Origin of the sequence: Rhodococcus sp. Leaf233 (assembly GCF_001426165.1) — a bacterium.
In the GTDB taxonomy this organism is placed as follows: domain Bacteria; phylum Actinomycetota; class Actinomycetes; order Mycobacteriales; family Mycobacteriaceae; genus Rhodococcoides; species Rhodococcoides fascians.
In genome coordinates, this window is record NZ_LMRO01000009.1 from 969529 (window position 1) to 984376 (window position 14848).

12 protein-coding genes are annotated in these 14848 nt (G+C 63.7%); 4 read left to right on the forward strand and 8 right to left on the reverse strand.

What is annotated here, in order from left to right:
- Window positions 1–31: 31 nt before the first annotated feature.
- From ASH04_RS15240 to ASH04_RS15275, 8 genes are all read right to left on the reverse strand, one after another.
- Window positions 32–709, reverse strand: coding sequence for an L-ribulose-5-phosphate 4-epimerase (locus tag ASH04_RS15240; RefSeq protein ID WP_032393258.1), 678 nt, complete (start codon window positions 707–709; stop codon window positions 32–34).
- Window positions 706–2379, reverse strand: a complete 1674-nt coding sequence (gene araB / locus ASH04_RS15245) for a ribulokinase (RefSeq protein WP_032408127.1) — start codon at window positions 2377–2379, stop codon at window positions 706–708. Before araB ends, ASH04_RS15240 begins: the two co-directional genes overlap by 4 nt.
- Window positions 2369–3430 carry a LacI family DNA-binding transcriptional regulator gene (locus ASH04_RS15250; RefSeq protein WP_230591075.1) on the reverse strand — a complete coding sequence of 354 codons (1062 nt, stop codon included), beginning with the start codon at window positions 3428–3430 and terminating at the stop codon, window positions 2369–2371. The genes araB and ASH04_RS15250 overlap by 11 nt, the downstream gene beginning before the upstream one ends.
- A complete protein-coding gene (gene yjfF / locus ASH04_RS15255) occupies window positions 3427–4452 on the reverse strand; it encodes a galactofuranose ABC transporter, permease protein YjfF (protein WP_082519291.1) in 1026 nt (341 codons plus the stop codon). The genes ASH04_RS15250 and yjfF overlap by 4 nt, the downstream gene beginning before the upstream one ends.
- Before the next feature lie 8 nt (window positions 4453–4460).
- Window positions 4461–5525 (reverse strand): ABC transporter permease, encoded by a 1065-nt coding sequence (locus ASH04_RS15260; protein ID WP_080729054.1) that lies wholly within the window; start codon window positions 5523–5525, stop codon window positions 4461–4463.
- Complete coding sequence (locus tag ASH04_RS15265) at window positions 5522–7153, reverse strand: sugar ABC transporter ATP-binding protein (RefSeq protein WP_052056750.1); 1632 nt, start codon at window positions 7151–7153, stop codon at window positions 5522–5524. The genes ASH04_RS15260 and ASH04_RS15265 overlap by 4 nt, the downstream gene beginning before the upstream one ends.
- Before the next feature lie 10 nt (window positions 7154–7163).
- Window positions 7164–8165: an ABC transporter substrate-binding protein gene (locus ASH04_RS15270; RefSeq protein WP_045842118.1), complete on the reverse strand. Its 1002-nt coding sequence runs from the start codon at window positions 8163–8165 to the stop codon at window positions 7164–7166.
- 116 nt (window positions 8166–8281) lie between these two features.
- Window positions 8282–9292: an aldose epimerase family protein gene (locus ASH04_RS15275; protein WP_052718703.1), complete on the reverse strand. Its 1011-nt coding sequence runs from the start codon at window positions 9290–9292 to the stop codon at window positions 8282–8284.
- 207 nt (window positions 9293–9499) lie between these two features.
- On the opposite strand from ASH04_RS15275, the gene fdhA reads away from it, so the two are divergent.
- From fdhA to ASH04_RS15295, 4 genes are all read left to right on the forward strand, one after another.
- Entirely contained in the window at window positions 9500–10717 is a 1218-nt protein-coding gene (gene fdhA, locus ASH04_RS15280) for a formaldehyde dehydrogenase, glutathione-independent (protein ID WP_032385562.1), read from the forward strand.
- Window positions 10718–10918: 201 nt separating this feature from the next.
- Window positions 10919–11473 carry a nuclear transport factor 2 family protein gene (locus tag ASH04_RS15285; protein WP_032393260.1) on the forward strand — a complete coding sequence of 185 codons (555 nt, stop codon included), beginning with the start codon at window positions 10919–10921 and terminating at the stop codon, window positions 11471–11473.
- A gap of 171 nt (window positions 11474–11644) precedes the next feature.
- Window positions 11645–13012, forward strand: coding sequence for an MFS transporter (locus tag ASH04_RS15290; protein WP_032393261.1), 1368 nt, complete (start codon window positions 11645–11647; stop codon window positions 13010–13012).
- Between the two features lie 46 nt (window positions 13013–13058).
- A complete protein-coding gene (locus ASH04_RS15295; protein WP_032393262.1) occupies window positions 13059–14759 on the forward strand; it encodes an amidohydrolase in 1701 nt (566 codons plus the stop codon).
- Window positions 14760–14848: the final 89 nt, after the last annotated feature.

Consider the following 14848-nt stretch of genomic DNA (forward strand, 5'->3'; position numbering starts at 1 on the left):
ATGTACCTTCCGTGGAAAAATGTGGCGCTGATCAGCGCTGGCCGTAGACGTTCTGGTAGCGGTCGTAGAGTGCGTCGACCGACGCGCGGGGGATGGGAAGTGGTTGTCCCAGTTGATATGACAGGTGCACCGATCGGGCCACGTCCTCGCACATGACCGCCGCTTTCACCGCAGATCGGGCCGACGGGCCAACGGCGAAGACGCCGTGGTTCTGCATGAGTATTGCCGGAGAGCGGCTGCCTGCGAGGGTGTCGACGATGCCGCGCCCGATCGAGTCGTCGCCGATCACGGCGAACGGACCCACCGGAATGTCGCCGCCGAATTCGTCGGCGCACATCGTGGTCACGACCGGAATGGGTTCTCCTCGTGCGGCCCACGCCACCGCGTAGGGCGAATGAGTGTGCACCACACCGTTGATATGGTCGAGGTGCCGATAGACGTATGCCTGCGCCTCGGTGTCCGAGGACGGCGCGTGGTCTCCTTCGACCACTCGACCGTGCAGATCGCACACCACCATGTTGCCCGGTGTCAGGTCGTCGTAGGAGACGCCGCTCGGCTTGATGACCATGAGGTCTCGACCGGGAACGCGCGCGGACACGTTGCCCGCCGTCCACACGACCAAACCGTAGCGCACCAGTTCCGCATGCAGTGCGCACACGTCCTTGCGAATCTCCTCGACGACCTCGCGAACATCGTCGACAACTGTCATTTCGCTTCCAGCTTCCTCGTCAGGGCTGCGCGACGCAGTGATCGCAGCCGGCGCATGGTCGGTACGTCCCGACCGAAGCGATCGTGCAGTTCCAGGTAGATCTCGTACAGCGAGTCGTATGCCTCCGAGCGGGACTCGTCCGGAACGAATGCACCGCGGCGGACCTTGCCCATCGACTTCGACGCCACCGGCACGTCCGGGTAGCAGCCTGCGGCCACTGCCGCGTGGATGGCGGAGCCCAAGGCGGGGCCCTGTGCGGACGCGATGACGGACAACGGCATACGTAGCACGTCGGCGTAGATCTGCATCAGCAGTGGGTTGCGGGCCAGACCTCCCGCCACGACGAATTCTTCGACGGGAACGCCGCTGTCGCGGAACGTCTCGACGATGACGCGGGTGCCGAATGCCGTTGCCTCGAGCAGTGCGCGGTAGGTGTCCTCGGGCCGCGTCGCGAGCGTCGATCCGATGACCAGGCCGGACAGTTCGTGATCGACCAGGATCGACCGATTGCCGCTGTGCCAGTCGAGCGCGACCAGACCGTGCTCGCCCACCTCTTGGGCCGACGCGAGCCGCGTCAGGTATTCGTGCACGGACTCGCCTGCGGCAGTTGCCGCTTCACTGTAGGACGCGGGAACTCCGGTGCGGGTGAACCACCCGAAGATGTCGCCGACCCCACTCTGGCCGGCCTCGTACCCGTACGACCCAGCGACGATGCCGCCGTCGACGACGCCGCACATACCCGGAACGTCGTTCAACACGGTCGAACTCATGACGTGGCAGGTGGATGTTCCCATGATGGCGACCATGCGGCCCGATTCGACGGCACCCGCAGCCGGGGCCGTGACGTGGGCATCCACGTTTCCGACCGCGACGGCTATCCCCTCGGGCAATCCCGTCCATGCCGCGGCCTCGGCGGTCAACGTGCCTGCACGCGAGCCCAACTCGCCCAGCGGTTGGTCCAGTTTCTCTGCCACGAACCCACCGAACCCGGGCGCGAGCTCGGTGAGGAAGTCGACGGAAGGATACTTGCCGTCCTGATAGATGCCCTTGTATCCCGCGGTGCAGGCATTGCGCACGTAGTTTCCGCACAGTTGCCAGACGATCCAGTCGGCCGCCTCGACCCACCGGTCCATGGCCTCGTAGATCTCGGCGTCCTCCTCGTGAATCTGCAGCGCCTTGGCGAATTCCCATTCCGAGGAGATCAAGCCGCCGTAGCGGGGGAGCCAGCTCTCTCCGCGACGGGCGGCCAGTTCGTTGATCCGGTCGGCCTGTCCCTGCGCCGCATGGTGTTTCCACAGTTTGACGTAGGCGTGTGGGCGATCGACGAAGCGCGGGTCTTCGCTGAGCGGCGTGCCGTCCGCGTAGGTCGGCACCATGGTGCATGCGGTGAAGTCGGTCCCGATGCCCACCACCTGCTCCGGCGCGATGCCCGCGGCGGCCATCGCAGCGGGGACGGCGCGGCGTAGGACGTCGCGATAGTCGTCCGGCACCTGCAGAGCCCACGCGTCGGGAAGTCGCACGGTACTGCCGGGCAGAGTCTCCTCGAGTACGGCGTGGCTGTATTCGTGTACGGCAGATGCAATTTCGGCACCATCGGACACACGGACGACTACGGCACGGCCGGAGAGAGTGCCGTAGTCCACTCCTACCGTGTAGCGGTCATTGGACATGCGATTCTCCTTGTTGCGGTGCAACGGTTGTGGTCGGTTTCGGTGCAGTGGTGCTGGACGATCGAACGACGAGTTCAGGATCGATGGACGCCTCGGGTGCGGCAGTGTTGTCCAGTGCCGCGCGCAGGACGTCGATCGCGCGTCTGCCGACTTCGGTGAAGTCCTGGCGGACCGTTGTCAGTGGTGGGATCAGGAAAGCAGCCTCGGGGATGTCGTCGAATCCGACGACGGCGAAGTCCTCGGGCACACGGCGGCCGCTCTCGTGGAAGGCGCGCAGCAAGCCGAGGGCCATCTGGTCGTTGGCGCAGAACGCGGCCGTGACGGTGTGGTCCTCGGCGAGGCGGAGCCCGTTCTCGTAGCCGCTGCGTGCGGACCAGTCGCCGCGGAGGACCGGTGTCCACGCCAGCCCGGCCTCGTCGAGCGCATCCTGCCACCCTTGTTCACGGCCGCGGGATTCGGTCCATCCCTGCGGTCCGGACAGATGCACGATGCGTTCGTGACCTGCCTCGATCAGGTGTCGGGTGGCCAATCGAGCGCCGCCGACCTGATCGATGCCCACGGTCCAGGTCGAGGTGGTGGGGTCACCTTCGACGACCACGACGGGAACGACGGACTCCTCGGATCGAGCCGCCGCCACAGCGTCGTCGGTGGCGGCGATCAACACGATGCCCTCGACGCCCTGGTCGTGCAGGTGATGCAGTGCGCCGACGAGTTCGTCGTGTGTCAGCGTTGCGAGACTGACTGCGCTGACGGAGAATCCGGCATCACGTGCCGCGCTCTGCACGGTGCGATGCGTGGTGCTCGGCCCCCAGAACCCGCCTTTGGAGCCGATGATTCCGATCGACGCGGACCGTTTGGTGACCAGTGCCCTGGCGGCACGATTGGGACGATAGCCCAGTTGGTCGATGGCATTCTGTACCCGGTCGCGGGTTTCGGGGCGTAAGTTGTTCTGGCCGTTGATGACCCGCGAGACCGTCTGATGGGATACCCCGGCCAATCGGGCGACGTCGGTCATGACGGGTGCCTTACCGTCGATCCCTGTGTTGGTCACCTCTTTCTCGCCGTCAGCAGACGTTGGGCGAGAACGAACACCAGGAGCAGCACTCCGATCGTGATTCGCGTCCACCACGAGCTCAGGGTTCCGTCGAAGGCGATGAAAGTCTGTATGGCACCGAGGATCAGGACTCCCACCAGCGAACCGAGGACGTACCCGCGCCCGCCGGTGAGCAGCGTTCCGCCGATCACCACCGCGGCGATAGCGTCGAGCTCCATGCCGACGGCGTTGAGGCTGTAGCCCGACAGTGCGTAGAAGGAGAACAGTAGGCCGGCGAGCGCTGCGCAGAATCCGCTGATCGTGTAGACGCCGACTTTCACGGCCGCCACCTTGAGCCCCATCAGCAGCGCGGACGCTTCGTTGCCACCGATGCCGTAGACCGAACGTCCGAAACGAGTGCAGGAAAACACGTATGCAGCAATCGCCACCGTGACCAGCGCGATCACCACGCTCCAGGTGATGGTGTAGCCGCCGGGTAGTTCGATGACGGCGAATGCGATCGAGGAGAACGTGTCGTCGGTGATCGGGATCGACTCGACACCGATCATGTAGCACAGGCCCCGGGCGAGGAACATCCCCGCGAGTGTGGCGACGAACGGCTGAATCTGCAGATAGTGGATGAGGGCACCCATGACGGTGCCGAGCACGGCACCGCACAGCAACACCACGGCCATGACCAGCAGCGGTGGCCAGCCCAATTGCAGTGTGCGCGCTGCGATCATCGTCGACAGTGCGACGACGGACCCGACGGAGAGATCGATTCCGCCGGTGAGGATGACGAAGGTCATCCCTACCGCGAGGACGATGAGGAACGAGTTGTCGATCAGCAGTGACAGGAACACCTGTGGATCGGCGAAGCCGCTGTAGCGGAATTCGCCGAGTCCGAACAGACCGACGAACAGCGCGAACGTGGCGATGACCGGCAGAAACCGAGACGGTGGGGAGTACCGCTTCACGCGGTCCCAGGTCGAGGGCGCGGTGCTCGGTGCTGCCGCGGTGGTCGTGGGGGGAGCAGTCATGAGGTCGCTCACGGTCGTACCGCCTTGGTGGAGTCGGTGCGGAACCACGTCCGCAGTGATGCGCGGGCTCGTGGTGATTGCAACAGGCAGACCACTATTATGACGACCGCTTTGAACAGGTAGTTGGCCTCGGAGGGGATACCGACATTGGTGATGGTGCGCGTGAGCGTGCCGATGAGCAGGGCACCGACGACGGTGCCGGCGATGGAGAATCGACCACCGGTCAGAGCAGTACCGCCGATGACGACAGCGAGGATCGCGTCGAGCTCGATCCACTGGCCCAGACTGTTCGCGTTCACCGAGTTGGTGTTCGCAGCGATGATCAGACCTGCCATTCCCGAGCACACCGCGGCGAACACGTAGACCGTCCAGACGATCGTCCGCGACTGGACACCGGCCAATCTGCTTGCCTCCGGGTTGATTCCGACGGCTTCGACGAGCATCCCCAGTGCAGTCCGCCGGGTCAACAGTGCGGTTGCCGCCACGACCACGAGAGCGATGATCAGTGCCAGTGGAAGTCCGAGAAGCGTGCCCGACGCGAGCGTGCTGAAGGCCGGGTTGTTGACTGTCGTGATGTTTCCGTCGGTGATCAACATGGCCAGGCCACGTCCGGCGACCATCAGAATGAGCGTCGCGATGATGGGTTGAATTCCGAAGACCGACACCAGAAGGCCGTTCCACAGACCCAGCAGCAGACATGCTCCCAGTGCCCAGACAACAGCCATGATCATCGTCGTGGTGGCACCCTCGTCCGGTGCCGCGACGATGCGAGTACACGCAACGGCGGCAGCGATGACTGCCACTGCGCCCACGGAGAGGTCGATGCCGCGGGTTGCCACCACCAGCGTCATGCCGACGGCCACCAGAATGAGCGGCGCGGAGTTGCGTGCGATATCGACGATGTTTCCGAACAGGCCACCGTTCTCGATTCGAATGTCGAGGAAGTCCGGTGTCACAACGACATTGACGACGATCAGAGCTATCAGAGCCAGCAGCGGCCAGACGACCGGCTGGGCGAGGGCGGCACGTGCGCGAGCGGGCGCGCCGGCCGATGGTTCGAGGGTTTCGGTCATGATGCGACATTCCTGTCGGTGGTCGAAGTGGCGGCCGCGACGGGTTCGTCGGTGCGCACCCCGGCTGCGATGGTGGCGAGCACGTCGCCGACCGACACACCGTCGTTGATACGTTCGTCGATCTTGCGGTGATCTCGCATGACCACGATGCGGTCACTGAGGCGCAGGATCTCTTCGAGCTCGGCGGAGATGAACACCACCGACATTCCGCGCGCGGCCAGGTCGGCCACCAGGGTTTGGATCTGCGCTTTGGCACCGATGTCGATTCCGCGTGTCGGTTCGTCCAGAATCAGAAGTTCGGGTTCGGTGATGAGCCAGCGGGCGAGGAGCACTTTCTGTTGGTTGCCGCCGGACAGGTTGCGCATCAACGCGTTCGGATCGGCGGGCCTGATGTCGAGTGCAGAGATGTATTCCTTGACGAGCTTGGTGCGGGTGGCACGGGGGATGGGACGAAGCCATCCACGCTTGGCCTGCAGAGCGAGCAGCATGTTGTCGGCCACCGTCAGATCGGCCACCACACCGTCGGCCTTGCGATCCTCGCTGGTGAGGGCGATGCGCTGATCGGCGGCCTGGCGTGGACTGCGAATGCGGTGCTTGGTCGCATGCACTTCGATCGATCCGGAGTCCGATCGATCGGCTCCACCGAGCAGGCGAGCAAGCTCGGTACGGCCGGACCCGAGCAGACCGGCGATGCCGACGACCTGTCCCGCATGAAGACGCAGATCGGTTGCTTCCAGTGCGCCCTTGCGTCCGATGCCCAACACTTCCACGACGGGCGTCTGTTCGTCGGAAACCATCACCGGCTCGCGGCTGTCGAGTTCGCGCAAGGTGTCCAGTTCCCGACCGATCATCAACTCGACCAGCTCGAACTGCGGAGTGTCGGCGACCAGGCGCTCGGAGACGAGCTTTCCGTTGCGCAGGATCGTCATTCGGTCGGAGATCCGATAGATCTGGTCGAGGAAGTGCGACACGAAGACGATCGAGGTTCCGTCTTCCCTCAGCCGTTCGATGACGGAGTACAGGGTTTCGACCTCGTCCTTGTCCAGGCTCGAGGTCGGCTCGTCCAGGATGAGGACGCGGGCGTCGACATCGACTGCGCGGGCGATGGCGACGAGCTGTTGCACGGCGATCGGATGGTCCCCGAGGACCGACGACGGCTCGATGTCGAGGCCCAGCCGGTCGAGAGTCGTTCTGGCACGGCGGTTCATCGCTCGCGTGTCGATACCGCCGATGGCCCCCAACAGTTTTCCGGGTAGGCGTCGGGGCTCGCGGCCCAGGAGCATGTTCTCTGCGACAGTCAGATTCGGAAGTAGGTTCACTTCCTGGTAGACGGTGCTGATACCTGCAGCCTGGGCCGCGCTCGGCGTCGCGAACTCGTGTTCGGTTCCGTCGATCGTGACCGTTCCGCTGTCGATCGAGTAGACCCCGGTCAGTGCCTTGATCAACGTCGATTTACCGGCACCGTTCTCACCCATCAGCGAATGCACCTCGCCGGGGAAGAGCCGCAACGACACCCCGTCGAGGGCTCGGACGGCACCGAAGGTGATCGAGATGTCTTTCATCTCCACGAGCGGAGTCGGCTCTGTGCTGGTGATCGGCTCCGCGGTGGGAACGGTGTCGGTATGCATGCGTCGACTTTCAGTACTGGCGGTCGGCGAGTACTGCTGCCGCCTGGTCGGGCGTGAAGGTGGTCTCCTCGGTGACGACCCTCTTGGGAACGTCCTCGCCCTTGACGACCTTGTCCGTGAGCTCCATCAGTTGCGGTCCGAGAAGTGGGTTGCACTCGACGATGAAGTCGATCTTCTTGTCCGCCAGTGCTTGCATTCCGTCCTTGACGGCGTCGACGGTGATGATCTTGATGTCTTTTCCGGGTACCAGCCCGGCTGCTTCGATGGCTTGGATTGCGCCCAGGCCCATGTCGTCGTTCTGGGCGAAGACGACGTCGATCTGGCCTCGATTGGAGTTGAGGAACGACTCCATCACCTGCTTGCCGCCGTCACGGGTGAAATCGCCGGTCTGTGACGCGGTGATCGCGATGTTCGACTGGCCGCCGATAGCGTCGCGGAATCCCTCGGCCCGGTCGATGGCGGGAGCGGCTCCGGTGGTTCCCTGCAGCTCGACCACGTTGATCTTGCCGTCGCCGGTGGTGTCCGCAGAGGCGCTGTTCTGCACCAGCCAATCGCCTGCCTTCTTGCCCTCCTCGACGAAATCGGAGCCGAGGAACGTGGCATACAGCGAATCGTCGGTGGTGTCGACGGAGCGGTCGGTGAGGATCACCGGGATGTTCGCGCGCTTGGCTTCCTGGAGGACCGGCTCCCATCCCGTCTCGACGACGGGGCTGAAAGCGATGACGTCGACCTTCTGCTGGATGTAGGTGCGAATCGCCTTGATCTGGTTTTCCTGCTTCTGCTGCGCGTCGGAGAACTTCAACTCCATGCCGGCAGCGCTGGCCGCGTCCTGGATGGAGATGGTGTTGGCCGTGCGCCATCCGCTCTCGGCACCGACCTGGGAAAAGCCCAGCACCGTTGCGCCGTCACCGCCGCCGGACGCGTCGCCGCCGCCTCCGCTACTGCACGCACTCAGGACGATCGCACCACTCAGAATGAGCGCGCTCGCCGCAAAAATTGTCTTCGACGCCATGGTGATCTCCTCAATGTCGCCACTCCACTGTGACGTGTGCAACACAGTGTGAGCGTTAACATCGGGCCGCGTCAAGACTTGAAACGTTTGAATTCCAAAAATTTGTGAGCGTTCACTCAAGCGTGAAGTGCAGAAAATCTCCACTCGATCACGGACCGGTACGTCTGGCCCGGTCGCAGCACCGCAGAGGGAAAGTTCGGGTGATTCGGTGAATCGGGGAACAGCTGGGGTTCGAGTGCGATGCCGTCGCCTTGGCGCAGCATCGAGCCGCGTCGGGACACATCGCTGCCGTTCAGGAAGTTGCCTGTGTACACCTGCACGCCGGGCTGATCGGTCCACAATTCCAGTGCCGTTCGACTGCGCTCGGAGCTCAGGATCGCCGCACGCCGATGCCCCGTACCGTCGACGACGAAGTTGTGGTCCACACCCCGGGCGGTCAGCAACTGCGGATGAGTGGCTCGGGCCAGGTCTCCGACTCGTCCGGGCGTGCGCAGATCCAGCGCGGTGCCGTCGACGGATTCGATGGCACCGGTCGGGATTCCCTCGGTGTCGACCGGGGTGTACGTCGAGGCGAACACCTGCAGGGTGTGATCGTCGATGCCATGGCCATCGAGATCGAAATACGCGTGCGACGTCAGGTTCACCACCGTCGGCGCGGTGGTCGTTGCCGTCGACTCCAGCCGCACGCGATCGGTCGTGACGGAGAACTGGGCCCGCGCACGGACTTCGCCCGGGTAGCCCTGATCGCCGTCGGGGCTGATCAACTCGAACTCGACCGAATCCGGCGATCGGCCGACCACGGTCCAGTGTCGTGAGTCGAAGCCGTCGGTTCCGCCGTGCAGGTGGTTGGTGCCGTCGTTGATCGTCAGTTGCACCGCCTGCCCATCGATCTCGAACCGGCCGTCCTTGATCCGGTTCGCGTACCGGCCGACGGTAGAGCCGAAATAGGCAGTGGACGAACGAAGCTCACGCTCGCCCGCCACGCCGACGAGAACGTCGCGGCGCTCGCCGTCTCCTCCGGTCACCGACATTCGTTGCAGGGTCGCGCCGTAGGGGAGTACCTCGACCTCCACCCCGGGCGAACGTCCGATGGTGATGGTCTCGTTGTGATCGTCGTCGGTGGGCACCGGTCGACGATAGCTCCGGGGAGTGAGATCGGTCCCCGGATTGCTTCGTGCGGCGGGCGACGCACCGTGTATTCGTAGGTGCGCATACTATGGTGTGATGCAGGCCACATCACTGCGCGTTGATCGTCTCGATGAGATGAAAAGAGCTATCGCGCAGGCGATCTCGGTCTGTCGAACGCAGCCGGACACCGTCGAACAGGAGAAATCGTGGCAGACAACAGAGCAGTGACGTACGCCGGACCAGGAAAGGTAGAGGTTCAGGACATCGCTTTTCCGGGCCTGGAATTGACCGATGGCCCCGGCGTGAATCCGGCCAATGTCGGCCGCAAATGCGAACACGGCGTGATCCTGAAGGTCGTCTCGACCAACATCTGCGGCAGCGACCAGCACATGGTCCGTGGACGCACGACGGCACCCGAGGGTCTGGTGTTGGGCCACGAGATCACCGGCGAGATCGTGGAGGTCGGGCGAGACGTCGAATTCTTGAAGGTCGGCGACATCTGCTCGGTACCGTTCAACATTGCTTGCGGACGGTGCCGAAACTGCAAGGAGCGCAAGACCGGCATCTGCCTCAACGTCAACCCGGATCGACCCGGTTCTGCGTTCGGTTACGTGGACATGGGCGGATGGGTGGGCGGCCAGGCCGAGTACGTCATGGCACCGTACGCGGACTTCAATCTGCTGAAGTTCCCCGACCGCGATCAGGCGATGGAGAAGATCCTGGACTTGACCATGCTCTCCGACATCTTCCCGACCGGATATCACGGCGCGGTCACCGCGGGAGTGAAACCCGGTGCGACGGTGTACATCGCGGGTGCGGGCCCGGTCGGTCTGGCGGCCGCGGTCGGCGCACAATTGCTGGGCGCGTCGGTGGTGATCGTCGGCGACATGAACGCCGACAGGCTGGCGCAGGCACGAACGTTCGGCTGCGAGACCGTCGACGTGGGCAAGGGCGCGCCGCAAGATCAGATCGAACAAATCCTCGGTGTCCCGGAGGTCGACGCTGCGGTGGACGCGGTGGGATTCGAGGCTCGCGGCCACGGCGGAGACTCGTCCCACGAAGCACCGGCCACGGTGCTCAATTCGCTGATGGACATCACCACCGCGGGCGGTGGCATCGGAATTCCCGGGCTCTACGTCACCGGTGATCCGGGCGGCGTGGACGAGGCCGCACAACGCGGCGCTCTCTCGCTCAGCCTCGGCACCGGTTGGGCGAAGTCGCTCTCGTTCGCCACCGGGCAGTGCCCGGTGATGAGCTACCACCGGGAACTGATGAATGCCATTCTCAAAGAACGAGTGTCGATTGCGAAGGCGGTGAACGCAACGGTCATCACTCTCGACGACGCCCCACGCGGCTACCGTGAATTCGACAGCGGAGTCGCACAGAAATTCGTCATCGACCCGCACGGCATGATCGCCGGCTGACACCGCGGCGTAACTACGGCCGCCCTCGCTCCGATGGATGCGAGGGCGGCCGTTCTCGTGTGCGGTCGAAAGGCGGTGGAGCGCAGGGGGTGACGGACGAGCCCGACAACGCTGAAGGATTTGCGTATATCGCCGATTTCGGAGTCGACATAGCGTCGAGTCGTACCCGTCCGTGATCGTGGTGTTTACCGAGGAGATCGAATGACCGACACAACCATTGCTCAACTCACCGCCCGACTCGAGGTGCTCGAGTCCGAGGCGGACATTCGACGCATTCAAGCTCGCTACATGTTTCTGTGCGACACTCCGTGTCCCGAATTCGGCGTGGACGACGACGCTCGCCGAATCGAGCTGGTGCTGGACCTGTACACCGAGGACGCGGTCTGGGAAGGCGTGGGCGAGTACTACGACGGCCAATTCGGCCGCGCCGAAGGCAAGGAGGCCATTCGGGCGCACTTCAACCGCTTCTGGGGTGAAAAGACCGATCCTGCGTTGTTACTCAACGCCCACTACCTCACCTCGGAACAGATACACGTCGACGGCGATACGGCCGAAGGCCAGTGGATTCACATGCAGCCCTGGCTGTTCTCCGACGGCAGGAGCCTGTTGCGTTCGAGCCGCCTCAACAACGCCTTTCGTAAGGTCGAAGGCCGGTGGCTCATTTCCAGAACTCGCACCGAAAACGTGTTCGTGGCACCGCTACCGAACCATTTCGCCGAAGCGTTCCCCAGCTCGTCGGTGTTGTTGAAGCCCTGATGCATCGAGGTCAAAATGTCAATAGGGATGTGGAGTCGCCCGCCTAGGGGAACCTTTATTCAGGCCCGGTTGCGCTGAAATTCTTCTTGGGATGGTCGACAGTGTTCTCTACAACGCCGCGAGAATCACTCTCCAGTCCGGCGGTCGTCCAACCGAACAGGATCGATACCGATGTCCGAGAAGATAGTTGCAACCGAAGCCGAGTCACCGCCGAAGCGTTCGAGTCTGGGAAGAATTGCATTCGCCAGCGGCGTCGGAACGTCACTGGAATTCTACGATTTCGCTATTTACGGAACCGCTACAGCACTCGTGTTCACCGATACGTTCTTCCGCACGGGTAATGCATGGTTCGGCACATTCATGGGTCTGGCCACATTCGGCATCGGATTCTTGATGGCCCCGCTCGGAGCCGTGCTCTTCGGCTGGGTCGGCGACACCTACGGTCGTCGCCGCGCCCTGCAGTTGACGTTTCTCGGGATGGGTGCGGCCACCCTGATCATCGGCGTGCTCCCCACCTACGCACAGGTAGGCGTCGCGGCCCCGGTCTGTCTGGTTCTACTCAGGCTCGTTCACGGACTGTGCCGTGGTGGTGAGACCGGTGGCGCTGCCGTGCTGGCCATCGAGCATGCCCCGGACGACCGAAGAGCACGCTACGGAGTCTTCACCGCTCTGGGGTCCCCGATCGGCACGATCCTCGCGAACGCGTCGTTTGCATTGGTTCTGCTGTTGCCGGCAGAGACGGTGCAGGAGTGGGCGTGGCGTCTGCCGTTCCTCTTCGGCGGTCTGGTTCTGGTGTTGGGACTGTGGGTTCGCAAGGGCGTTCACGAGAGTCCGGTGTTCCGACAGATGGTGGCCGAGCGCGGGGAAGAGGCCGTGCGGGCCCAGATGCCGTTCAAGACCGTCGTGAAGAGCAGTTGGCGTCGCCTCGTGCTTGCGGCGGGGGTCAACGTCGGACTGAACTCCACGACCTTCGTGCTCGCGATCTTCATGCTGTCGTACGCCACGGCCGAAGCTCCGGAGGGGCTCGGTCTTCCACGTACCGACATCGTGTACGGCAGTATCGCCGCGTTGGTACTGCACGGCGCGGCGGTGGTGCTTGCATCACTGCTGTCCGATCGGATCGGACGCCGACCGGTGATGATGGGCGGTGCGCTGGCCACTATCGCGGCGGTGCTCACCATCTTCCACATGGCCCAATGGGGCACCGTCACCTCGGTTGTGCTCGGTTTGATGATCGGGTTCACCGCCACCGGGTTCCTGTTCGGCCCGATGTACACGTACTTCACCGAGCTGTTCCCGAAGGAACAACGCCAGACCGGGATGGGCATCGCGTTCCATGTCGGGGCGGTGCTGGGCGGCGGCATTGCACCCCTGATCGCGAACCGGATCGTCGCATTCACCGGTGATGCCTCGAACATCGGCTACTACCTCGCCGGTGCCTGCATCATCTCACTGACCTGCCTGTGGATTCTGCCCGAGACTGCGCCGGTTCGGTTGGAGCGCAATCGGATTGCGGCAGGCGCGGCTCGTGCGTCCTGAACACGATCACAGTGGCCGGATCCGGCCACCGAAACAGAGGAATGTCATGACGTACGCCGATTCTGTCTACATCAACGGCCGTATCTTCACGATGGACGCCGCTTTCGGTATTGCGTCGTTCGTCGCAGTCACCGGTGATGTCATCACCGCTGTCGGCATCGACGACGACGTTGCGGCGCACATCGGGCCCGACACCGTGGTGATCGATCTCGCGGGCAACACCGTCCTACCGGGAATCAACGACTCTCACCTACACGGGATTGCCTTCGGCTTGGATACTCCGCCGTTGTCCCTGGACGTGACGTACCCGACGGTGCAGTCGATCGCGGATGTCGTCGCAGCTGTGAAGGCAGCCGTCGACGCCGCGCCCGAAGGTGAATGGATCATCGGAACCGGCTGGGACGAAGGATATCTCGATGAGTGCCGCGGAGAGGCAGGGCGATCGCCGACCCGTTGGGATCTCGATGCGGTGTCTGCGCACAACCCGGTGTTCCTACAGGACTTCTCTCGGCACACGTCCTGGGTCAACTCGGCTGCGCTACGGCTCGTGGGCGTCGACGAGAACACCGTTGTTCCCGAGGGCGGCCGCGCGGTGAGGAACGCCGAGGGAGAGCTCACCGGCATATTCATGGAGGGGGCGCAGTCTCTGGTGCAGGCAGGCCTCCCACTTCTCGACGACGCACGACGCGAGAAAGCCGCACGATCGGCAATCGCCTCACTGCAGCGCGAGGGCATCACGAGTTTCACCGATCCGGCCCTGGGGCCCGGCGGAGAATCGCTCGCGGGAGGTGCGATGGGCAGTGGGGGCCTTGCCACGTACGCGAAGCTGGCGGCCGCCGACGAACTCGGAATTCGCGTATCCGTACTGCTGCTGCCGTGCGGAATGAGTGGTACGGCAGAGGAATTCGCAGAAAATCTGGCTGGTATCGAACCACCGGCCGGCCCGGACTCGCGTATGTTCCGGGTGCTCGGCGTCAAGGTGTTCGCCGATGGGATACCGCTGAGCAAGACGTCGTGGATGCACGAGGAGTATGTGGGTGGCGGCTGCGGATCGCTCTGTGTCGGTGGTGAAACCGACGAACGCCGCGTCGAAGAAGTGACCGAGATGGTTCGACGAGGCCATATCGAGGGCTACCAGGTAGGCGTGCACGTCACCGGTGACCGAGCGATCGACACGGTGGCGGCCGCACTGATCGCAGCACAGCGTGATCACCCGCGACCCGATCCGAGGCACTACTTGATTCACGGCGACTTCATTTCTCGAGAAACGCTGGACAGGCTGGCCGAGGCAGGAATCGGCGTCAACATGAATCCGACGATCAAATGGACCATCGCTGATCTCGAGCCGGAGTTCGTCGGAACCGAGAGGGCAGCATACGAATTCCCCTATCGAAGTGCCGTGGACTCAGGGGTTCGACTGATGAGTAGTTCGGATGCCCCTGTCACGATGCCCAGTTGGCGACAGGGGCTGTCGACGATGATTCTTCGCGAGAGCAAGGCCTCTCGGGCCGTCAGCGGCCCGGACCAGACGATCTCGTTGGAGCAGGCGCTCCGCACCTACACGATCGACGCGGCGTGGCAGGACTTCGCCGAGGACTGGAAGGGATCGATCGAGGTGGGCAAGGTTGCCGACCTGACCGTCATCGAGGGTGATCTCCTCACCGTCGACCCTCATGACATACCCGCAATGGCAGTGCTGCGCACCGTAGTCGGCGGTACCGCTGTGTACGAGCGGGCGCAGCAGTAGCGCGTGCCGGGCATGGTGCGGACCTCGCGCGGAAGCGGGTGATACCGACTGGCCTCCCCCCGCCGACATTGCGGGGGGAGTGGGCCGTT

Bases quoted from the DNA above. Each gene is read 5' to 3' on its own strand.
- ASH04_RS15270 (WP_045842118.1), bottom strand. From the start codon at position 8,165: ATGGCGTCGAAGACAATTTTTGCGGCGAGCGCGCTCATTCTGAGTGGT.
- ASH04_RS15240 (WP_032393258.1), bottom strand. From the start codon at position 709: ATGACAGTTGTCGACGATGTTCGCGAGGTCGTCGAGGAGATTCGCAAG.
- araB (WP_032408127.1), bottom strand. From the start codon at position 2,379: ATGTCCAATGACCGCTACACGGTAGGAGTGGACTACGGCACTCTCTCC.
- ASH04_RS15260 (WP_080729054.1), bottom strand. From the start codon at position 5,525: ATGACCGAAACCCTCGAACCATCGGCCGGCGCGCCCGCTCGCGCACGT.
- ASH04_RS15285 (WP_032393260.1), top strand. From the start codon at position 10,919: ATGACCGACACAACCATTGCTCAACTCACCGCCCGACTCGAGGTGCTC.
- ASH04_RS15290 (WP_032393261.1), top strand. From the start codon at position 11,645: ATGTCCGAGAAGATAGTTGCAACCGAAGCCGAGTCACCGCCGAAGCGT.
- ASH04_RS15295 (WP_032393262.1), top strand. From the start codon at position 13,059: ATGACGTACGCCGATTCTGTCTACATCAACGGCCGTATCTTCACGATG.
- yjfF (WP_082519291.1), bottom strand. From the start codon at position 4,452: ATGACTGCTCCCCCCACGACCACCGCGGCAGCACCGAGCACCGCGCCC.
- ASH04_RS15265 (WP_052056750.1), bottom strand. From the start codon at position 7,153: ATGCATACCGACACCGTTCCCACCGCGGAGCCGATCACCAGCACAGAG.